The organism is Paenibacillus sp. FSL W8-0194 (assembly GCF_037969745.1).
Lineage (GTDB): Bacteria > Bacillota > Bacilli > Paenibacillales > Paenibacillaceae > Paenibacillus_AQ > Paenibacillus_AQ cookii.
The window spans coordinates 2,660,340-2,680,774 of record NZ_CP150205.1; the positions used below are offsets into that span (position 1 = coordinate 2,660,340).

Here is a 20,435-nt window from a genome sequence, read left to right on the forward strand (position 1 = left end):
TTGAACAGGAGGGCAAGCCATGAATCCATTGGCGGTGGTGGAGCAGGACGGGCAGGAAACGCGGGTACGGTTGGAGCGTCAATTGAAGCATCCGGTAGAGGAAGTCTGGTCGATGCTTACGGACAACGGGAAACTGAAGCAGTGGTTTTCCGAACTGCGGGTGGAAGATTTGCGGGAAGGCGGAACCATCTCGTTTGATATGCAGGACGGGACCTATGAATATTTCGAGATCCTCGAGTTGAAGCCATATGCAGTGCTGGAATACACTTGGGCGGAAAACCGCGTTCGTTTTGAGCTGTCTCCGGAGCCGGAGGGCTGCCGCCTCGTTTTTGTCGAATCCGTCGTTTCGGTCAATGATCATACGCCGAAGGATATTGCCGGATGGGACGTATGCCTGGACGTGATCGAGGCGCTTCTCGACGGAAAAACGGTATCGGAGCGGAAAGCCGTATGGGAAGAAAAATATGCGCAATACGTGGAGAGGTTTGCGGAGCTGGGCAAAGGTTGAAAAGCCGATCAACAGCGCGCGAGGAGCCTTCCGGTTTATGGACCGGGGGGCTTTTTTTGTTGCCGGTCCAGCTTATCGAAGATGCGGCGTTCGCCTTTTTGTAAGTACCTGTAATGAAAGTGCGATGCACATATTTTGTTTGACAGGTTATTGCAACGGAATTATAATCTTCATTAATCCTACAAAAATAGTAAGAATTAAAATTGCGGCTGTTGTAAGAACGGCTGCATAGAGGGAAACGGAAGAAGGAGGGGAAATGGATGCCAAACGTCCAGACGTTCAAAGCAACGGCCCAATTAAAGGACGGCGTGAAGGTTGTTACCAACGCAAGACAATTTGAGCTGGTGATCGATGAGCCGGCAAGCCTAGGAGGTACGGACACGGGGATGAATCCCGTCGAAGCTTTGCTTGCTTCTCTCGGAGCTTGCCAATCCATCGTAGCCCGGGTTTATGCCTCCAAATTCGATATCGAACTTGAAGACTTCAGGGTTGAGGTCGAAGGCAGCCTGGATCTCGACGGTTTTTTTGACCGCGCTCCAGTGCGCCCCGGATATTCCGATATTCGCTACACGTTTTACGTTAAAACCCCGTCGCCTGCCGACAAGGTGGAACGATTCGTGGAATTTTTGGAAAGCAAATGCCCGGTGGGCGACAGTCTCGCCAATCCGGTACATCTCAGATTGAATCGGGTCGTCATTGATAACGAATGCGAAAACCTGTCTTAGATCGAAAAATCGGGCCGCAAGGTTGCATGAAAGCGACTTTGCGGCTATTCGTAGTTTGATGTTTGGTCCAGCAGCTCTTTGATGATTTTGCATCCGCACGGTTTGCACTTTAGCAGAGATGTATTGCCCATTGTTTACCATTTTATATAAAATTAAAGATAGACAGGTGAGTCACGAATCATAGAATGGAGTCTATTTTTTCAATGGCATGGCAAACAACAAGGAGGAGAGGAACATGGTGAAATCCGGTACGACGAACGGCAGTGCGGCAAAGGTTTTGGAAGAACGATTGGTCGGTATTCGCCGCGAGCTGCATCAAGAACCCGAATTATCCAACGAAGAGTTCGAAACGACGCGGAAAATCAAACGATGGTTGCAGGAAGCGGATATTGAAGTGCTGGATCTGCCCGACCTGAAGACGGGCGTGATCGCACAGATCGGAACCGGAAAGGAACCGATCATGGCGCTGCGGGCAGACATTGACGCACTGCCGATCGAGGAGGAAGCGGACGTTCCGTTCCGTTCGCGGTTTGCAGGAAAAATGCATGCGTGCGGCCATGATTTTCATACGACCGTCGCCTTGGGAGCGGCTTATTTGCTAAAGGAACAAGAACATGAGCTTCAAGGAACGGTAAGGATCGTTTTTCAGCCGGCGGAAGAGACCGGCCATGGTGCCCGGGACGTGATGAATTCGGGTGGACTGGAAGGCGTATCGGTCATCTTCGGACTCCATAATGCCCCGGAACTAGAGGTCGGGGAGTTGGGCAGCTGCGAGGGCGCCATCACTGCGGGCGTCGACCGCTTCGAAATCCTCATTCGCGGAATCGGGGCGCATGCAGCCACGCCCGAAAAAGGAACCGATGCCATCGTCGCCGCTTCCCAAATCGTTATGGCCCTGCAGACGATCAGCAGCCGCCGCGTCAGCGCTTTGGACGCCGTCGTGGTCAGCGTGACCCGCATCTCCGGCGGCAATACCTGGAACGTGCTCCCCGGTACCGTTGAGCTCGAAGGGACGGTCAGAACGCTGGACGTGGAGGTTCAGCAGCGCATTCCGGAGACGATTCGGCAGATTATCGAAGGCATCGGCGCCTCCGCGGGCGTATCGGCCGAGTTGAAATGGTATCCTGGACCGCTCGCCACGATCAATGACGCCTATTGGGCCCGTTTTGCGCTCGATACTGCCAAAGAGTCCGGTTTCATCACCAAGGTGGTGGGACCAAGCATGGGGGGAGAGGATTTTTCCTATTACCTGCAGCAGATTCCGGGCGCATTCGTGAACGTCGGCTCCGGTTCGCCCTATGCGCTGCACCATCCGAAGTTTGAACCGGACGAAGCGGCCCTGTTGCCGGCGGCGAAGTTTTACGAACGTTTGGCCGTACGGTGCTTGAATGAATTGAACGCACGGTGAGCCGCGATGCCCGCGGCTTTTTTTATTCTAGCCGTCCCGTGACGGATAAAATTGGAGGAATAAGTTTTGAGCAAACCCGTTATGAATGTCGCTTTGGTATGCGGCCCCGACGGCGATATGGATCGCGCAATCAATGGATGACGAAACGTCCATGTACCGGCTTTATCCAAGATCAGAGCTGTTATAAGCATAATTTGTTCCCGCCTCTCCCGGAGAATTCATGAAATGCCGAAGTACGCGTAGATTTATCATGGTAGAGACCCCGCGACGTTTTGCCGGTTGATGCTGTTGGTCGATTGAACCGTGCGGCAACAATGTAGAATCTTGACGGGGAAAAACCATATCGAATCTCTGGGAGGTGCGGCATGAAAATTCATAATGCCATTCGCTGGCAGGACAATGCATACTTGTTCGAATTCCAAGGCGTGCACACGGAGCCGGTCGAATATTTTCACGCCCACGAAGGGTTGGAGATTTTGTACGTTCTTGAAGGCGCGGGCAAATACGTCATCAATAATCGGATGTTCCCTTTGAAGCCCTCCACGCTGGTCGTCGTCAAACCTTTTCAAATCCATGAAATTAAAGTGCAGGTTCCCCCGGCTTATATCCGAACCCTTCTGAAAATCAAAAGCTCCGTCATTGAACGTTTCATCCATGCGCTGCCGAATCTTGCATCCGCTTTCCATTCGTTTTTGGAACATAAGCGGGCCTGCCAGGTATTTTATTTGTTGCCGGACCATGCCTCGGACCTTGAAGGGCGGTTTATGCAATTAAAGGAGACGCTGGCCGTCGTGCCGCCAAGCTTCCGGGTGGAAGCCGTCACCTTGTTTTCGTTCCAGTTCTTAGAATATTTCGTTAGCCGGATCTACATGGCCGGCCCAAGCGTTTCCCCCCAGGATGGAGGAGCCCCGGGCCGGGAAGAGCTGGTCGGACGGATCGCAAAATGGATCGACAAGCGTTACAACCTTCCATTTACGCTAAATGACATGGCTGCCGAGCTGCATTTCTCCGCGAACTATTTATCGAAGACGTTCAAAGAGAAGATGGGGATCAGCATCACCGCCTTCACGAACGATAAGCGCCTCGAAGAGGCCAGAATGCTCCTGGCCGTCCCATCCTTGACGATCGAAGAAATTTGCAGGCTGACCGGCTTCAATTACCCGTCCTATTTTATCTCCTTATTCAAAACCAAATACGGCGAAACCCCGCACAGGTACCGGATGCGGATGAAAAAATGATATTTTTGGACCGCTTTCTGTTATTGGGGCCGATTTATAATTAAAGCGCTTAAACAAGAAAAAACGGTGAGGAGTTGGTGCTTCTCTTTTATGCTGGCCGAAACAAATCCATGAAGTCCGTTCGTATGATGGGAGTCGGGTGATTCGAAGAATGGGAGGTTGGTTCATGATGACGCGCTCTCCGATTAGGTTTGGCATGGTATTTTTATTATGTTTCGCCCTGGTTTGGGCCTTCTATCCGGGCGGAATGGCGAAGGCGGCAACGAAATCCGTACCGGCGGGAGACGTCGCGACCCTGCGGAGTTACTTGTCCAGCGCAAGCCCGGGCGACGTGATCGAAGTAACGGGGACCTACAACGTGTCCAATGGGACCATTGCTACCTCGGTAAGCGGGGCGGCGGGCCAATACATCACGATCCGCGGCACGGGCGGCGGCGCCACGTTCAAGTTTACCGGTTGGGCCGGCAACGCGGCATTCCATATCAAAAACAATTATTACAAGCTGGAAAACGTGACGATCGACTCCAACTCGCAATCCAACAAAGGGTTGTTGATCGAGGCATCGCATGGATACGTGACCAACGTGACCGTCAAAAACACCAAAGGGGAAGGGTTCAAAATCCGCAAAAACAGCCAGTATTGGCTCATCTCGGACAGTACGGCACAGGGGACGGGAACGGGCGGCAAATTCGGGGAAGGTTTTTACGTCGGAGACGCCGATCAAAACTGGACGACAAGCCCGAATCCGGACCAAAGCGGGTATATCACGTTTTTGAATTGCAATGCCGTCCGGACGGTCAATGACGGTTTCGATTTCAAGGAAGGCACGCATCACATCAAGGTGATCGGGGCCAATGTCGATTTCCAGAACACCGTTCCCGAGTCGTCGGTTGGAAACAACGGTTTTTACATTCGAACCAATCAGGTGCAAATCATCAATTCCACGGTCCAAAACAACGCGTCCACCGGGCAGGCTTTCAAAACGAATAAAATGACGGCTTCGGACGGCGTATCTTACGGCAGCAATTTGGAGCTTAAAGGCGTTAACGCATCCAATATTTCAGGCGCCATGATTTATACCAATTTCACCTCCAACAAGCTTTATACCGATTACACGATGACGGGCGTTGCCGGCGGGCTGTATGCATCCGGTTCCAAAACCGCGTCGACTGCCGCGCCTTCCGCTTTCGTCGAAATGACATGGGCTGGCGAAGGCGGGGATCCGCTATTGTAACGTTGTTGATGGGAAAAAAGCCTCAGGCATGATGCCTGGGGCTTTTCGCCGTACCGGGGAAAGCGACAGCCGCTAACTCCCTTAATGATTCCCGTTATTCGTTCCAAAATGGGCCTCTCCGTTGTGCTTGCTGTGGGAAATATACAATCGCAAACCCGAAACCTTGCTTTGGATCATTTTATTTAAAATGGACCGGATTCGGTTCGATTCGGTTCCGGCCGCTTCAGCAATGAGTTTGGCATATGGGGCAAGAGGCGCTTGGTCTGTCCAGGTTTTCTCTTGCTTTAGCTTGTTAATGATGTCTCCGATCGAAGCCGGATCGATCTGCAAGCCGGTCATCTTTTCGATTTGCGAATCATCAAAAATCACGATCGTTTTATAGCCGTCATGATAAACAACGGAAAAAGCCGAGTCATCTTCGGCCGTCCCGGAAGGAGCGGCAGGAATGGCGGAACCATCATCGGAGGCGGAAGGGCGGTCCGTTTTTGCGGAAGCGGCTGCGGTTGAATCATGCTGTTCCCCGGCAGGCACATTGGATGACTGAACCGTCTCCGGAGGATTGGCGCCTTGAGGAGCCGCCGAATTGCCTTTGTCGGCATGACTGCCGGAATTGCTCGGGGACGCCTTTGTGGAAATCTCCGGCCCGGAGCCGCAAGCTTGAAGGATTGAGGCGCTTACAATCAGGGCTGCCATCAATAGAACGTATTTTTTCATCTCAGTCTACAACCTCCCCATATTCGAATCCTGGCACAACATCCTCCCAGATCCTGAACGATGGGCTTGTTGTCGTCACTGTTGGATTGTACGGCTCAAAGGATCCATGGCTCATTTAGGCATTCTAAGTTAGCCTATCATAGATTCCGATATAGGGACATGATGCAAAAAATTAGTTTTTGTTAGGTTTTACATATACATAGACATTCGTTATCCATGATTGAGCCCATGGGCCAGCCGGTTGCAACGGAATAACAGCCAGGCGGAATCAGGGAGGGACCAGGGAAGGAAGCTCATAACCGATTCCGGAAAAGTGCACATAAGATGTAAGCTTTTGGGGATGATAAACAGGTTCAATGATATCGAGAAGGGAAGTTCGTTATGGCTCGAGGAAACAGCTCCGATACAAAAGAAAAAAAGCTGAAATGGTGGCAACTGTCGCTTTTGGGGGTCGCATGCACCGTAGGGACGGGATTTTTCCTAGGCTCCCATATTGCCATTCAAATCGGCGGGCCCTCGGCAGTCATTGCATACGCATTAGCCGCTTTCGGGGCCTTTTTGGTGTACGACAAACTGTCCCAAATGACGGCCGAAGACCCGATGGAAGGTTCTTTTCGTTCTTATGCCAAAAAAGCTTTCGGGCGTTGGGCGGGATTCGGCAGCGGTTGGGTCTACTGGTCGTCCGAGCTGCTCATTATGGGAAGCCAATTAACGGCGCTTGCTTTGTTCTCGCGGTTTTGGTTTCCCCAGGTGCCGATGTGGTGCTTCGCGGCCGGATACGGCATATTGGGGCTTGTGATCATTTTTATCGGAACCAAAGGTTTTGAGCGGATGGAGAGCATTTTCGCGGTCATGAAGATCGCGGCCATATTCATGTTCCTGGTGATCGCCGTACTGGCGGTGACGGGAGTGTTCAAAACCGCCGCCCATGGTCCGGCGTTTCCCGGAGACTGGCTCCCCAATGGTTTTGTCGGCTTTTGGGCGGCACTCATTTTTGCGTTTTACGGCTATGGCGGTCTGGAAGCTCTCGGGCTGATGACGATGCGGCTTCAGGATCCCAAGGAAGCGCCGAAGGCCGGCAAAGTCATGCTTTTGCTGTTGGCGTCCATTTACGTCATCTCGATCGGACTGGCCTTGATCCTTGAGCCATGGAGATCGTATGCCGCCGAGGAAAGCCCGTTTGTCGTGGCCCTCGTCGACTATAAACTCGCGTTTGTTCCGCATGTATTCAACGCCGTGCTTATCATTGCCGGTTTCTCGACCATGACGGCTTCTTTGTTCGCGGTGACCACCATGGTCGTGACGCTTGCAAGCGACGGCGATGCGCCGAGGTTTTTCGTCAAGGGGAAGAAGAAGGAAGGGAAAAAGCCCCTGCCAGCCATCGGATTAACGACCGCCGGGCTGTTAGCCTCCGTCGTATTCGCTCTTTTGATGCCCAAAAAAGTATATGAATACATCACGACGGCGGCAGGGCTGATGCTGCTGTATAACTGGCTGTTCATTCTGCTGACGTCCGGGAAGCTGCTGAAGCTCACCGGTTGGGGCAAAATCAAACGTTACATCGGCATGGCGCTGATCGGCTTCACGCTGGTCGGCACGCTTTTTCACAAAATCAGCCGCCCCGGCTTTTTTATCAGCCTCGGGTTTATCGTTGTCATTGGATGCGTCACGCTGATCATGCGCCATTTCTGGAACAAAGCCGATGGGCCTAACAAGGGAGCGTCGGAAGAAGGAACCGGGAACATTCCCGACGTTAGCGGAAGAACAAAATACGGCATGCCTCGTAGCCGAAATAAAGGCCGAATCCGATGAGCGACAACCCCGAGATGACCGATATGCCTTTGATGAGGCGTTCGGTGAGCATCCGCCTGAACATGCTGGCCGCCAGGGCCATCGCCACGTCCCACAGCATGATGCCGGCCATGATGGCGCAGCTGTAGAGCAGCACTCCCTTGGCATCGTATTTGGCGATCATATCCGCCAGAACCGATCCGTATATTCCCATCCAGAACAGGATGGAGAGGGGGTTGGAGATGGACATCACGAAGCCGGCGCTGAACGATTTGACATGCGATTCGCTGCCGCCGCGGGTTTCCATCCCCGGTTTTCCCGCCGCGATCAGGCTTTCCACTCCGATATAGGTCAGGATGAAAAAGCCGAAAAGCAGGAGAAAGGTTTTCATGAACGGGATATTCAGAAAATGAATAAAACCGAAGTACACGAGCAGCATAAAAATGCCGTCGGCGGCCATGGCGCCGAGCCCAACGAGCCAGGCATGCAGAAAACCTCCCTTGAGTCCCCGGTCCATCTGTGCGGCATTGATGGGTCCAATCGGGGCAGCCAGCGAAAGTCCAAGCAGGAAATGGCTTATCCATATGTTCAAGATTCGGTAACCCCCTTATTCAAATTCTCTTTATTTATCCTATGAAGGGGAAGCGCTTGTACCACTAAAAAAATGAGTTTCGGCATAAAAACATCCGATTTCCCGACTTGTTTTAGGGAGGCGATCGTTTGATAAATCATGCACAGGCAGTCGATCCAGAGCGAGCGGCTGCTTTTTTTCGTTTTTCACGCATCCAAAAGTCACGAAACAATAAACAATTCATCACAAACGATCAACTACCATGAGATGCCCCCGGAAAACATGGTAAACTAGAACGCAAAGGTGGGATGTTCATGAGCGATTTGCCTACGATCCTGGTCGTAGACGACGACCCAAGTATCGTCGAACTTTTGAGGGATTTTTTGGAAAATGACAATTTTAATGTTATAACCGCATACGACTCCGCTCAGGCATGGGCCGCGTTTGAGCAAGGGGCGATAGACTGCATGATTTTGGACATCATGATGCCGGGACAAAACGGGTTTGAGCTGTGCCGGCGGATTCGGGCGGAAAGCAGCGTTCCGATCCTTTTTTTGAGCGCCCGCGGCGACGATGTGGACAAGATCCGGGGGCTGACCCTGGGCGGCGACGATTATATCGTTAAAACCGCTTCGCCCGGCGAGATCGTTGCCCGGGTGAAAGCCGTATTGCGGCGATCGTCTTACCGGCAGCCTATAGAGGCTAAGATGTTGGACTATGGCCGCCTCAAGCTGAATCTTACTGCCAGGGAAGTCCTGGTAGACGGGCAAAGCATCGTACTGACGCCGAAAGAATATGAGTTGTTGAAATTGTTTGCCGAACATCCCAAGCATGTAATTTCATATGAACAGCTGCTTGCCAAGTTTTGGGAAGGGGTGGGCGATAAGCATACGATTCGGGTTCATCTCAGCCGGCTGCGGGAGAAGATCGAGGCGGACCCGAACAACCCGCAATTCCTGGTCAACGTCTGGGGAGTAGGCTACCGCTTCGAGGGAGGATAACATGAGAACGCTTCGCATTCGTACGTTCACGCTGCTCTGCTTTTTCTTCATCCTTACGGTGCCGTGGATTTTCTATGTTACGGCTCACTTTATGCAAACCAACACGTTTAGCTTTTCTAAACAGGGGCCGCAAAACGAAATTCAGCAAAGAAATTTGAACGAAACGATCCATATGATCGAATCGAACCCGGGGGAATGGCAAGACCCCGAATGGCAGCGCCGACTGGATGCGCAGCTGTTGCAAGCAAAGATGGATGCGGTCATCACATCCGCCTCGGGCCGGGAAATATACCGGTCGAATGCCGCGCGGCGCGGAGCGATGTCGGCCGCCGAACGATTTTCGCTCATCGAGAACGGCCGATTGATAGGAAAGGTTGCCATTTACATGCCAAAGTCCCTCGGAGTCGGGGGGATTTCGATCCTCGCCGGATTGCTGCTTGCCTTTTTTGTCGTCGGAATGGAGATGCGAAGATTTTTGCTGAAGCCCTTGGAAAAAATGAGCTTGGCGGCAAGGAGGATTGCGGCAGGGGATGAGGACGTCCGGCTGCCCGGCTCCAGAATTGCGGAAATCGCCGAAGTGCGCGACGGTTTTCAAGTCATGTTGGAGGGCCTTGAGCAAGCCTCCCGGAAACAGGCGGCACTGGAAGAAGAACGGCGGTTCGTGATCGCAGCCGTCGCGCATGATTTGCGGACGCCGCTTTTTGCTTTACGGGGGTATCTGGACGGTCTGGAGCAAGGCATCGCAAGGTCGCCGGAGAAAATGGCCAAATATTTGGCGGTCTGCAAGGAAAAATCGGCGCAATTGGACCGGCTGGTAGAGGACCTGTTTGCCTTTGCCAAGATGGAATACCTGGATACGGAACTAAACAACGGGATCGTGAATCTGAGCCATGTCCTCCGGAAGTCCGTCGAAAGCGTGAATCCGTATGCCCGGCAAAAGTGCATATCGATAGCGAGTTATGCCGAGGAAAATTGCTTCGTCAGCGGCGACGAGCATTTATTGGAGCGGGCGATGAGCAATCTTTTTGATAATGCGGTCAGGCACACGCCTCCCGGCGGCGAAATTCACGTCGAATGCGCTAAAGAGGGGGATCGGGTCAAATTTGCGATCCGCGATACGGGGCCGGGCTTTTCTGCGGAAGAGTTGGAGCGGGTGTTTGAACCTCTTTACCGCGGCGAAAGTTCCCGAAACCGTTCGACCGGCGGCAGCGGGTTAGGGTTAACCATTTCGCAGAAAATCGTCCGCAGGCATGGAGGCGATCTGGAGGCGGGGAATCATCCGGAAGGCGGGGCGCTGCTGACGGGCTTTATGCCTGCCGCCGATTCGGATTCGCCAAACATATGTACAGAGGCAAGCAACGCTTAAAAGGAGCCCAAGGCATTCGTGCCTTGAGCTCCTTGCGTCTATTTGACCGGGAGCCTGAGCCGCTGCATGAGGAGTCGAATCACTTCGCGCCGCGATTGGTAAAATAAAGCGTCTGAGGTCCGGCGGCGCCGCCAGTCAAGCTCAGTTCGGCCGCCACGGTTTTGCCTTTTTTGTTGACCGTGAACTCGGTGAATTTCCAGGCTTTCTGGTAGTTTACGAACGGCGATTGCAGCAGGTCCTTGCCCCAGCCGATGACGTAATGTCCGGCGCCGCCCGACGGGTTATCATATACCGAAATGACCCGCTTCGCGTCCTCTTCGTTATGGATGGCAACGTTCAGGCGGTACATGACGCCATAGTTCCCGTTGTTGATGGCGGTACCGCCGTCGACCGCGTTCCAGCCTTCCTCATACTCGCCCGGCATGCTGTCGCTCCATGGACCGTAGGCCGCCGAGGAGATGCGGATCAGCGAGTTGCCGCTGGAGGTGTTGTACTGAAGCGTGCCGGTCCGGTCCATATGCGGGAAAGTGCCGCGGACATGCATGTCCTTCGGCAGGATCGGAACGTCGATCGGGTTGGCCGGCTGTTCCTTATAACCCAGCGTCGTTACCGTCACTTTGGCGTCCTTATGCCCTTGCTGCGTATAAGCGGTAAAATTGGCGATGCCGCTTGCGGTATGCGTATGCTCCGTTAGGGCGGTCAGGTAGTAGCTTTCGCCCGGCTGCAGGATCGCTTCCTTTTTTTGCGCCGCTTGGTCGCCCATGAAATCGGCAAGCGCGTCCTGTCCGGCAACGTCCGGGTAATAGTCCGTGGCAAGACCGATTCCGTTCGAAAACAGCATGACGGGCTCATCGGATTCGTTGGTCACCGCCACGGCCACGGTAAGCGGTTCGCCGGTCATGTTTTGATGATGCCAAAACACCCGGAACGATCCCGTCACCGAATCCCGGTAATACGCGCCTTCCGTCTTCGGGGATTCCGGCGAGTCGCTCAGAATCAGGGGACCGCCCGTACCGGTCAGGACCGGTTTGTCCATCGGGACAGCAGGTTTCAGCGATTCGATCGGCACAAGCTCGGCCTCTTCGGCAAGCGCCGTCGCCGATCCCGACAAAAACAAGGTGCCGAGCAGTCCGATGTGAAGCAGCCATTTCGATCTTTTCATCTCATTTTCCCTCCTGAATTTGGTTTGTCATCCTTCCAGGTGGCGATCATGCGATTGTTTTTCGGATGTTTAAGATCTTCGCTGGCATGGGACACATTCCTTTTTTTTCCTTCTGATGCTAAAGAATCATTTCGCGGCTTGAATTGTTCCATTGTCCTCTTTTACGAAAGGAGGGGACTTTCGGCCAATTCCCTCCAAATCCCTCGCAAGGATAACTTGTTGATATTTTTAATGAAAACGCTATCATTTTGTCCTGCCTCTCAATGGGAGACGTTTGGTGCTTTCGGCGCAAAAAAAAGAACCCAAAGCCCTACACGTCTCGGGGTTCAACTCTCAGAGCCAGACAAGCGGGAGAAGCCATTTCAGCGAAACGAATCATAAAGGAAAACCAAAGCCATGTCACGATAACTTATTCCAATCAAACGGTTGATGTTCTGAGCCCCCTAACGAATGGATTGACGATACCTGCTGGGCGATACCCCTACATGCCTGGCGAACAGTTTGGCGAAGTAGCTGTGATTGCAAAAACCGACAAGCTCCGCGACCGTCCCGATTTCATGGCTGAGGTCGGCTAGAAGCCTTTTGGCCTCCTGCACCCGGTGTTTCATGATGTATTCCATGACGGTGCAACCGGTCGTTTTGCGGAACAGCCGCGAAAAATAATAGGGACTTAAATGCACGTGATTGGCGATGTCTTCGACCTTAAGCGGGCATGAGTAATGGCTTTCGATATAGGAGACGGCGGTTTGGATCTCATTGGGGTACCCAAGGCGCGGATTCGACAGCCGCGTCGTGATCCGGTCGATGTTGCCGAGCGCCATGTCGGTCAGAATGTTCGTAAGGATGCATGATGCGCTCAATTCCATGCCTGCAGGTCGGTTTTGAAACAACTCGAACAGATCCGCGAAATGTTTTTTCATCCGCTCCGGATCACCCGTACGGAAAATGGGGTCGTCCATGCCGCCGAGCATATCGAAATATTCTTTGGCCTGGACCCCGTCGAAGCGGACCCATAGCAGCTCCCAAGGATCGTGCGGGTTGGTGTGATATTGATGTTTTTGCGTCAAATCCAAAAAAAAGATATCGCCCGCTTGCACCTCAAAACTGCGGTTTTGCCAAATGACCCGTCCGGAGCCGCGAACGACGTACTTAAGCTGGTAATAATAGTAGGTCCGATTCATTCCGTAACAAGGCGAACAGTCGAACCAGCCGACATCGTGCACGCAAAACAGAAACCTTCGGGCATTTTCGCTGGGCGAATGTGCAATCGTGCGGTAACGCTCCCCAAAGCTCATCGCATTCGTTCCTTTCGTTCATGTAAGCGTTAAAGAAGCAAGATCGTATTATGAAGTGGGCAAGATCAACATCTTGTAAGCGGTTTCCGGACTTTATAATAGCATAGTATTTTATCCTTGGGGAGGTTGAGCTAATGGGAAAACGACTGCTTCTATGCATTCAGTCGGCGCTGTTGATTTGGGGGCTTTGGTGCGTACCAGCCCCCGCGGCAGCCGCCGAGCCGCAAGCGGCCGACGAATTCGGGCTTCTGCGCAGCAAATGGTCCGTTTATTTAATCGGCAGCGGGTATGATCCGAATGATCCGAATATCGCAAAAGCGGTGGCATCCATTGACGCCAAAGTGACGAACGCTTCGGGCACGGGCTTCTGGGACACGATGCAAAAGGAAACGGGCCGAACGTACTTATGGAGCGATCTCAAGGGTTCGGCCGATGCCGTGGACGCCGCGTCGGCGTACAACCGTCTCAGGGACATGACGATCGCTTGGGCGACGGCAGGTTCCTCCCATTACCGGAACGAAGCGCTGAAAAACGACATTATCGGCGGTCTCGACTGGCTCTATGCCAACCGGTATAACGAATCGAAACGCGAAACCGGCAACTGGTGGGAGTGGGAGATCGGAATACCGCAATCGCTCGGCGATATGATGGTATTGCTGCATGATCAGTTGTCGCCGGCCCAGATCGCCAACTACACGAAAGCGATCGACAGGTTTTGCCCCGATCCTACCAAACGGACGAATTCCCCTACGTTGGCCGAAACGGGCGCCAATCGGTTGGATAAAGCGCTCGCCGTCGTGCTCCGGGGCATCAATACGGAAAACGGGGATAAAATCAAAGAAGGCCGGGACGCCGTCGGCCAAGTGCTTCCGTACGTCACCAAAGGCGACGGATTTTACGAAGACGGCTCGTTTGTGTTTCATAACAATATCGCCTATACCGGAAGTTACGGCGGCGTGTTGATCGGCGATATGGCGAAGCTGCTGACGCTGCTCGACGGTTCGTCCTGGCCCGTTACCGATCCGAATCTGGGCAACATGTACCGGTGGGTGACGGACTCCTATGAACCGCTTATTTACCGCGGCAGAATGATGGACATGGTATACGGCAGGGCGATATCGCGCAGCGGGGAAAGCAAACGCGGGTGGCTCATTCCTGTGCTTCGCCTCTCGGAATTCGCCCCGCCGGAGCTGTCGAGCAGCTTCAAAAGCATGGTCAAAGCCGGCATTGAGTCCGATCCGTCGCTGCAAAACCCGTATGACGGCCTAAGGCTTGCCGATATCACGCTGCTACAAAACCTGTTAAGCGACCCGTCGGTTCCGGCGCGAGAAGACCTTGTGCTGCATAAGCAGTTTTCGGCCATGGACCGGGTCGTTCATTTCCGTCCGGGTTATGCGTTTGGTCTCAGCATGACGTCGACCCGCATTGCCAATTACGAAAACGGCATTGGCGGCAAAGAAAATCCAAGGGGATGGTACACGGGCGAAGGGATGACATATCTGTACAACCGCGACATGCCTTATCTCGATGCGTTTTGGCCGACCGTCAACGCCTATCGTCTGCCGGGAACGACGTCCGACGGCGCGACCCGCGCCGCCGGCAAAACATCAACCAAGGATTGGGTGGGCGGCTCCTCTCTTGATGGGTTGTACGGCGCGGCAGGCATGGATCTGGATCCGGACAACAGCACGCTGTCCGGCAGAAAATCCTGGTTCATGTTCGACGACGAAATCGTCGCGTTGGGCGCGGGGCTGACAAGCACGGACAACCGCCGCGTGGAAACGGTTGTCGAGAACCGGATGCTGAACGGCAGCGGAGACAATGAACTGATCGTCAACGGCGAAGCGAAGCCGTCGCAGATCGGCTGGTCGGAATCGATGAGCGGGGTTCGTTGGGCGCATCTGAACGGCAAAGAAGACGAGACCGGAATCGGGTACTACTTTCCGCAAGCAGCGACGGTAGAAGGGCTGCGGGAATCCCGTACCGGCGCATGGCGGGACATCCATCCGGACGGGTCGCCGGACCCGGTCACAAGGAATTACCTTAGCCTTGCTGTTCATCACGGAACGAATCCGGCCAATCAGTCCTACGAATATGTTCTGCTGCCCGGAAAAAACGCTGAGGATACCGCGGCTTACAGCTCTCATCCGGATATGATGACGCTAAGCAACACGGCGGAAGTCCAGGCGGTGAAGGAAGCTTCGCTTGGCATTACGGCGGCAAACTTCTGGAGCCCGGGCACCGTCGGTTTCATCCGGGCCCGGAACCCGGCGTCGGTCATGGCGAAAGCGCAGGGCGGGGAACTGGCTGTGGCCGTATCCGATCCAACGCAGAAGCAAGCGAAAGTAAGAGTCGACCTCGGCTTCGCGGCGCTTCAGGAGATTGCCAAAGATCCGGCGGTGACCGTGCTTAGGACATCGCCGACCATACAGATCGAGGTGAACACCGCGGGTTCCAAAGGGAAAAGCCATACGGTCCGTTGGAAGATCGATCCTTCTGCCGAACCGGGCGATTTGGAAGACCCGCAGCCTGACGAATCCGCCAAGCAGCGGATCGATGTCCAAGAAGACGCTTACGTCCGGAACGGTGCCTATGCCGGGCAAAATTTCGGAGCGTCCAATTGGCTGGACATTCGCAACGGCAGCTCCGGTTATGCCAGGAAAGCGCTGCTGAAATTCGATCTCGGTTCTTATGAGCATGAGCCATACGCCGTGAAGTTGAATGTTTTCGGCGCCACGAGCGATTCGAACGGAACGGTGTCCACGATCGGCGTTTTTGAGGTCAATGACGATGCCTGGCATGAAAATTCGCTGACATGGAACAACATCCCGGCCATAGGGAGGCAGCTGGATACGGTTACGTTTGCCGGCGAGCAGCAGTGGAGAACATTCGACGTAACGGAATATGTGCGATCGCAGCTTAAGGGGGATAAAACGGTCAGTTTGGCGCTGCAGCAAGTCAACTCCGACTTGTATGCTACGGTGCGGAGCAAGGAGAACGAAAACGGTGCCTATGCCCCCTATCTGGAGATTGTGAGCATGGATGCGACCCCGCCCGTTACGACGGTTCATCTCAACGGCAGCACGGAGCCTTCCGCCTTTTATAAGGAACCGGTTAAGCTCGAGTTTACGGCGGAAGACCAGCCGGGAGGCTGGGGAGTGAAACGAACCGAAGTTCGAATGGGAGACGGAGAGTGGTCGACGGTGAGCCGCAGCGTGTATGCGGAATCCGAAGGAGCCTACACGATCGAGTATCGTTCCATCGACAAGGCGGGCAATACAGAGCCGAAAAAATCGGTTTCGTTTACGATCGATCAAACCGCTCCCGACATCCAGGCTACGGTGACGGAAACGGTGTATCGGACGGATGCGTTCCATGCGGCTATAGAAGCGACGGATACGTTAAGCGGACTAGGATCCGTTACGGTCAAGCTGGATGGTATGGCGATGGGGCAAGAGATTGCTCTGGAACCCTACGATTTATCGTTCGGTGATCATTGGATTGAAGTCAAGGCTGTCGACGCAGCCGGTAACGAAGCCGTACGTCATTATCGCTTTCTCGTAACGACGGACCTGCGGCATTTGCAGGAGGCGATTCAGCTTGGAAGCGAAAAAGGATGGATTCATCATCAAGGGATTGCGAATAGCTTGCTAGTCAAAATCAATCGGATCGTGAACACCGAAGACGGGAAAACAACCCTCAATGCATTAAACGCCTTGGAAAATGAAGTTCGGGCGTTAAGCGGCAAAAAGATCGATGATACGTTTGCGCAAGCTTTGCTTGTGGATATTGTTTATTTGAAAAGTCTGTACGCAGAATCTTAATGGATGAACAAGTGATGAAAACCGTCTTGGCATGTGCCAGGACGGTTTTATTTTGAACGAAGGGCTGAGCATTATGGAGACGGCCGAGCGACTGTTCGGAAAAAGTCAGCATTTTGGAAGGTTCAGCTTCTCATGGGGCCGAAGTAATTCAAAAGACCGATTCCGGTCAGACGGACCAGCTTTGGCGAATTGTTGAAGGGGCAACAGAATGCCTAACAGATTCATGCTGCGGGCCGTCATTTTTACCGATGGAGATTTCAAGAAGCCGATAATTGGGGAAGGGTTTGTTTTTTTGAATTTCAAAGAGACGGATATCCATGATATGTTCCGCAACTTTCCCAAGCCAAAAAGCGTTTAACGAGTACGGGGACCTTACATCCGAATTGAGGTTGTTCCAATAGAACTCGAACCGACGCGTCAAATTGCGGCGCAGGGAATCGACCGGGATCTGAAAGTGAAAAAAAGTACTATCAAGTAGAAGCTTTGCTTTCAAGGATCGATGGCGAGGGGAGGAAGATGTACCGTGTCAAGTAATCGCAGGTTTATTTCGGGTACGATATTCACGGCGATTGGGGTCAGTATCATGTTAGGGATTACCGTTGCTTCCTTGACCAAAACGACAACGACGGACGACCTATTTTTGATACCTGAAGGTTTCGAGGGCAACATACAGGTCAATTACAACGTTGCGGGCGCGCCAAGGCTTGAAAAAGAAGGCAAATACGATGTCATTCCGATCCGGGCGGACGGGACCTACGACACCTCCAATCCGGACATGGATTACGGAACGGTAACGGACCAATATTATTATGTCGGGCAAGACGGGAAGAGAACGCCGATCCCTGAAAATTGCATCCATGTGAAAGGGAACGGCGCCTCCGAAATCGGTTCGAACATTACGAGACACCAATACCTGAAAGTCACGCGTACTACGTGCAGCGAAAATTTCAGGGTCTGGGGAGAAGAAACAGACGGGGCGAGCTGAATCGGCGGTACCTCGAAAAAAACGGCAGCGTCCCCGGTTCGGCATTTCGTTTTCTGAAGGAACATATGTGCTCGATAACAAGCGTCTTCCACGGAATCGGGAGGCGCTGTTAAGCTTTTCCAAAGAATCTAATCAAAATACAGTAAATTCATTCGGACCGGTAAGTTGAAAGCTCGTATCATGATTCGACCATTTCTCCGCCGCCTACGTGAAGAATTTGTCCCGATACGTACGAAGCGTCGTCAGAGGCCAGATAGACATAAGCGGGCGCCAGTTCAAAAGGCTGGCCTGCTCGTTTCATGGGCACGTCGGCGCCGAAATGCTTGACTCTGTCCGGGGAAAAAGAAGCCGGGATGAGCGGAGTCCATATGGGGCCGGGCGCGACGCCGTTGACGCGGATTTTTTTGATCTGTCAAATTCAGGGATAACGAACGCGTGAACGAAACGATGGCTCCCTTTGTCGAAGAATAATCGATCAACGTTTTTTCTCCCCGATAAGCCGTCACGGATGCGGTGTTAATGATCGAACTTCCTTCCTTCATATAAGGGAGCGCCGCCTGGGTCAAATAAAAAAAGGAGAGGATGTTGGTGCGGAACGTGAATTCAAGCTGCTCCCCCGATATGTCAAGGATGCTTTTTTGGGGAAACTGAACTCCATGGTTATTGACCAAAACGTCGATTCTGCCAAAAACCCCGGCGATTTTTCCGATCGCCTCACGGCATGCTTTTTCTTCCTTCAAATCGGTTGAAATTAAAAGACACCGTCTCCCCAACTGCTCGATTCTGTTTTTCGTGTCGGCGGCATCTTGGTGTTCGTTATAGTAGACGATGGCCACATCCGCGCCTTCCTTGGCGAATGCGATCGAGACGGCACGCCCAATCCCGCTGTCTCCTCCCGTTACCACCGCGATTTTGTTCGCTAGTTTTCCGGATCCCTTATAATAAGGATTTTCAGCGATAGGTCGAGGGTTCATGATCGATTCAATTCCCGGCTGCCGATCCTGCTTTTGCGGCGGAAACGTGATCGGAACCTGTTTGCACTGCACCTCCGAGCCGTAATACGGGTAAGATGGATACATGCCCAATTTTCCTCCTTGGAACGGTTTTAACTGCTTCCAGAAGATGTTGAACTCGTAAAAAACGGTGAACAGGACGGATACACACACCTATGGGCTAAAGACGGGTCCTTCCGTTTTTTCGGTTTCCGATGGTTTTGTAATTTTATGTAAAACAGCCTGGTCATTATGTTACAAAAGCAGATTCGCGGATTTTTGGTTCCTCGCAACATTTCCCCTCGAAAGGGGTCGGTAAAATGATCATGGCTGCGATTACGGAGTTTTTGGAAGCGAATGCGCCTGAAAACCGATCGGTGGCGAATCAACGTAAGGTAGCGACCGGGCCGATCAAGCTTTATAAAATAACGAGCAGTGCTATGAAAGGTACGAAGGAAAAAAGACTTCGCGTTCGATTTATAGATTATTACAGACAAAAAGATAAGTCTATAACTATGGGGGAATTTCCTGTAAAGTAGTTGTACCTGGCCGGGAATCGTTCAACGTGGAGGTTCGAATAATGGCAACTCCTGAAATTTTAGCGAGGGCTGCGGCATCATTTGGCTTTGACGCGAGCACACTTCTATTGATCAGCAGTTCGTCGAATGAGGTATATCGCTTTACCAAAAGCAATGAGGGCTTTATTTTACGATTATCGAAAAAACCTCCTTCCTGCTCGGCAAAAATAATGGCGGAACTAGACTGGATTTATGACCTGGTTAGAAACGGAGTACGTGCATCGCTTCCGATCAGGACCGTGGAAACGAGTTAACCGCTATTTACGAAGAAAAGGAAAGATGTTATATTGCAACGGCATTTTCGCTGGCGCCGGGGAAGTTTTTCGATAAAGACGATCCTTTTTTATGGGGTCCGGGCATATTTCGACAGTGGGGAGAAACCATGGGAAAGATGCATCGGCACTCCAAATCGTTTACGCCTGTGGATACGGTCAGGCGGAGAGAAGGATGGCTCAGTTGGAAAACCAACAACCCGTGCCTGCATGAAGGAAAGTATCGGGTGCTTCTTCAGAAATTAAGATCCATCGAACAGATCATCGAATCCCTTCCTAGGGACCAAGATTCTTACGGGCTCATCCATTATGATTTCCATCCGTATAATTTTCATATCGACGGGGACGGGATTACCGTTTTTGATTTTGACGACAGCATTTATGGCTGGTTTTCACTCGATATTGCCATTGCGGCTGCACATGCGGTTTGGTGGGGATCTCCGAAAGAGGATCGAACAAGCAAAAATGAATTTGCATCAGCCTTCCTGGACGATTTTCTCGAAGGATACTTGAAACAAAATCATCTGGATCGTTATTGGATTCAACTCATTCCCATGTTTATGGAATATAGAAATGTAAGTTCTTTTTTCTGGTGGCTCTATGACTGGAACGGAGATGAAAGCACACTAAACGAATCTCAGAAACATGCGGTAGCTAAGGCTGCTCATCTCATTGAAAAGGGCCTTCCTTTCGATGGCTGTGAGATTCAATTGTAGTAGACTATGTGGTCAAGGCGATCCGGATAGCAAGAGATGATTCATCCGCTCTGGG

16 protein-coding genes and 1 pseudogene are annotated in these 20,435 nt (G+C 52.5%); 12 read left to right on the forward strand and 5 right to left on the reverse strand.

Going from position 1 to position 20,435, the window contains the following annotated elements:
* Window positions 1-19 precede the first annotated feature (19 nt).
* The 5 genes from MKY58_RS11880 (at window position 20) to MKY58_RS11900 (ending at window position 5,113) form a co-directional block, all read left to right on the forward strand.
* Window positions 20-508: an SRPBCC family protein gene (locus MKY58_RS11880; RefSeq protein ID WP_339324698.1), complete on the forward strand. Its 489-nt coding sequence runs from the start codon at window positions 20-22 to the stop codon at window positions 506-508.
* Between the two features lie 260 nt (window positions 509-768).
* Complete coding sequence (locus MKY58_RS11885; RefSeq protein WP_339324699.1) at window positions 769-1,233, forward strand: OsmC family protein; 465 nt, start codon at window positions 769-771, stop codon at window positions 1,231-1,233.
* Window positions 1,234-1,468: 235 nt separating this feature from the next.
* Complete coding sequence (locus MKY58_RS11890) at window positions 1,469-2,641, forward strand: amidohydrolase (RefSeq protein WP_339324700.1); 1,173 nt, start codon at window positions 1,469-1,471, stop codon at window positions 2,639-2,641.
* A gap of 365 nt (window positions 2,642-3,006) precedes the next feature.
* Window positions 3,007-3,879, forward strand: coding sequence for an AraC family transcriptional regulator (locus MKY58_RS11895; protein WP_339324701.1), 873 nt, complete (start codon window positions 3,007-3,009; stop codon window positions 3,877-3,879).
* A 166-nt stretch (window positions 3,880-4,045) separates the two neighbouring features.
* Window positions 4,046-5,113, forward strand: coding sequence for a hypothetical protein (locus MKY58_RS11900; RefSeq protein WP_339324702.1), 1,068 nt, complete (start codon window positions 4,046-4,048; stop codon window positions 5,111-5,113).
* Window positions 5,114-5,194: 81 nt separating this feature from the next.
* On the opposite strand, the gene MKY58_RS11905 is transcribed toward MKY58_RS11900, so the two are convergent.
* Window positions 5,195-5,827: a hypothetical protein gene (locus tag MKY58_RS11905; RefSeq protein WP_339324703.1), complete on the reverse strand. Its 633-nt coding sequence runs from the start codon at window positions 5,825-5,827 to the stop codon at window positions 5,195-5,197.
* A gap of 381 nt (window positions 5,828-6,208) precedes the next feature.
* On the opposite strand from MKY58_RS11905, the gene MKY58_RS11910 reads away from it, so the two are divergent.
* Window positions 6,209-7,639 (forward strand): amino acid permease, encoded by a 1,431-nt coding sequence (locus MKY58_RS11910; protein ID WP_339324704.1) that lies wholly within the window; start codon window positions 6,209-6,211, stop codon window positions 7,637-7,639.
* Here MKY58_RS11910 and MKY58_RS11915 read toward each other — a convergent pair.
* A complete protein-coding gene (locus MKY58_RS11915; RefSeq protein ID WP_339324705.1) occupies window positions 7,581-8,210 on the reverse strand; it encodes a LysE family transporter in 630 nt (209 codons plus the stop codon). The genes MKY58_RS11910 and MKY58_RS11915 overlap by 59 nt on opposite strands.
* A gap of 293 nt (window positions 8,211-8,503) precedes the next feature.
* On the opposite strand from MKY58_RS11915, the gene MKY58_RS11920 reads away from it, so the two are divergent.
* Both MKY58_RS11920 and MKY58_RS11925 read left to right on the forward strand, forming a co-directional pair.
* Window positions 8,504-9,190, forward strand: a complete 687-nt coding sequence (locus MKY58_RS11920; protein ID WP_339324706.1) for a response regulator transcription factor — start codon at window positions 8,504-8,506, stop codon at window positions 9,188-9,190.
* Between the two features lies 1 nt (window position 9,191).
* Complete coding sequence (locus MKY58_RS11925; protein WP_339324707.1) at window positions 9,192-10,556, forward strand: HAMP domain-containing sensor histidine kinase; 1,365 nt, start codon at window positions 9,192-9,194, stop codon at window positions 10,554-10,556.
* A 79-nt stretch (window positions 10,557-10,635) separates the two neighbouring features.
* Here MKY58_RS11925 and MKY58_RS11930 read toward each other — a convergent pair whose 3' ends face one another.
* Window positions 10,636-11,718 carry a hypothetical protein gene (locus MKY58_RS11930; protein WP_339324708.1) on the reverse strand — a complete coding sequence of 361 codons (1,083 nt, stop codon included), beginning with the start codon at window positions 11,716-11,718 and terminating at the stop codon, window positions 10,636-10,638.
* A gap of 443 nt (window positions 11,719-12,161) precedes the next feature.
* Window positions 12,162-13,013: an AraC family transcriptional regulator gene (locus MKY58_RS11935; protein ID WP_339324709.1), complete on the reverse strand. Its 852-nt coding sequence runs from the start codon at window positions 13,011-13,013 to the stop codon at window positions 12,162-12,164.
* A gap of 134 nt (window positions 13,014-13,147) precedes the next feature.
* Here MKY58_RS11935 and MKY58_RS11940 point away from each other — a divergent pair, with 134 nt between their 5' ends.
* Window positions 13,148-16,837, forward strand: coding sequence for a polysaccharide lyase family 8 super-sandwich domain-containing protein (locus MKY58_RS11940; protein WP_339324710.1), 3,690 nt, complete (start codon window positions 13,148-13,150; stop codon window positions 16,835-16,837).
* A gap of 523 nt (window positions 16,838-17,360) precedes the next feature.
* Complete coding sequence (locus MKY58_RS11945; protein ID WP_339324711.1) at window positions 17,361-17,822, forward strand: hypothetical protein; 462 nt, start codon at window positions 17,361-17,363, stop codon at window positions 17,820-17,822.
* 178 nt (window positions 17,823-18,000) lie between these two features.
* Here the strand turns inward: MKY58_RS11945 and MKY58_RS11950 are convergent.
* Window positions 18,001-18,901 (reverse strand): annotated as a pseudogene (locus MKY58_RS11950) (SDR family oxidoreductase).
* 233 nt (window positions 18,902-19,134) lie between these two features.
* On the opposite strand from MKY58_RS11950, the gene MKY58_RS11955 reads away from it, so the two are divergent.
* Both MKY58_RS11955 and MKY58_RS11960 read left to right on the forward strand, forming a co-directional pair.
* Window positions 19,135-19,353: a hypothetical protein gene (locus tag MKY58_RS11955; RefSeq protein ID WP_339324712.1), complete on the forward strand. Its 219-nt coding sequence runs from the start codon at window positions 19,135-19,137 to the stop codon at window positions 19,351-19,353.
* A gap of 397 nt (window positions 19,354-19,750) precedes the next feature.
* On the forward strand, window positions 19,751-20,380 hold the full coding sequence (locus MKY58_RS11960; protein ID WP_339325130.1) for a phosphotransferase: 630 nt from the start codon (window positions 19,751-19,753) through the stop codon (window positions 20,378-20,380).
* Window positions 20,381-20,435 lie beyond the last annotated feature (55 nt).

Excerpts from the sequence above, each read along its gene's own strand:
- MKY58_RS11885 (WP_339324699.1), top strand. The coding sequence starts at position 769 with ATGCCAAACGTCCAGACGTTCAAAGCAACGGCCCAATTAAAGGACGGC.
- MKY58_RS11955 (WP_339324712.1), top strand. The coding sequence starts at position 19,135 with ATGATCATGGCTGCGATTACGGAGTTTTTGGAAGCGAATGCGCCTGAA.
- MKY58_RS11910 (WP_339324704.1), top strand. The coding sequence starts at position 6,209 with ATGGCTCGAGGAAACAGCTCCGATACAAAAGAAAAAAAGCTGAAATGG.
- MKY58_RS11930 (WP_339324708.1), bottom strand. The coding sequence starts at position 11,718 with ATGAAAAGATCGAAATGGCTGCTTCACATCGGACTGCTCGGCACCTTG.
- MKY58_RS11905 (WP_339324703.1), bottom strand. The coding sequence starts at position 5,827 with ATGAAAAAATACGTTCTATTGATGGCAGCCCTGATTGTAAGCGCCTCA.
- MKY58_RS11895 (WP_339324701.1), top strand. The coding sequence starts at position 3,007 with ATGAAAATTCATAATGCCATTCGCTGGCAGGACAATGCATACTTGTTC.
- MKY58_RS11880 (WP_339324698.1), top strand. The coding sequence starts at position 20 with ATGAATCCATTGGCGGTGGTGGAGCAGGACGGGCAGGAAACGCGGGTA.
- MKY58_RS11935 (WP_339324709.1), bottom strand. The coding sequence starts at position 13,013 with ATGAGCTTTGGGGAGCGTTACCGCACGATTGCACATTCGCCCAGCGAA.
- MKY58_RS11925 (WP_339324707.1), top strand. The coding sequence starts at position 9,192 with ATGAGAACGCTTCGCATTCGTACGTTCACGCTGCTCTGCTTTTTCTTC.
- MKY58_RS11940 (WP_339324710.1), top strand. The coding sequence starts at position 13,148 with ATGGGAAAACGACTGCTTCTATGCATTCAGTCGGCGCTGTTGATTTGG.
- MKY58_RS11890 (WP_339324700.1), top strand. The coding sequence starts at position 1,469 with ATGGTGAAATCCGGTACGACGAACGGCAGTGCGGCAAAGGTTTTGGAA.
- MKY58_RS11920 (WP_339324706.1), top strand. The coding sequence starts at position 8,504 with ATGAGCGATTTGCCTACGATCCTGGTCGTAGACGACGACCCAAGTATC.
- MKY58_RS11900 (WP_339324702.1), top strand. The coding sequence starts at position 4,046 with ATGATGACGCGCTCTCCGATTAGGTTTGGCATGGTATTTTTATTATGT.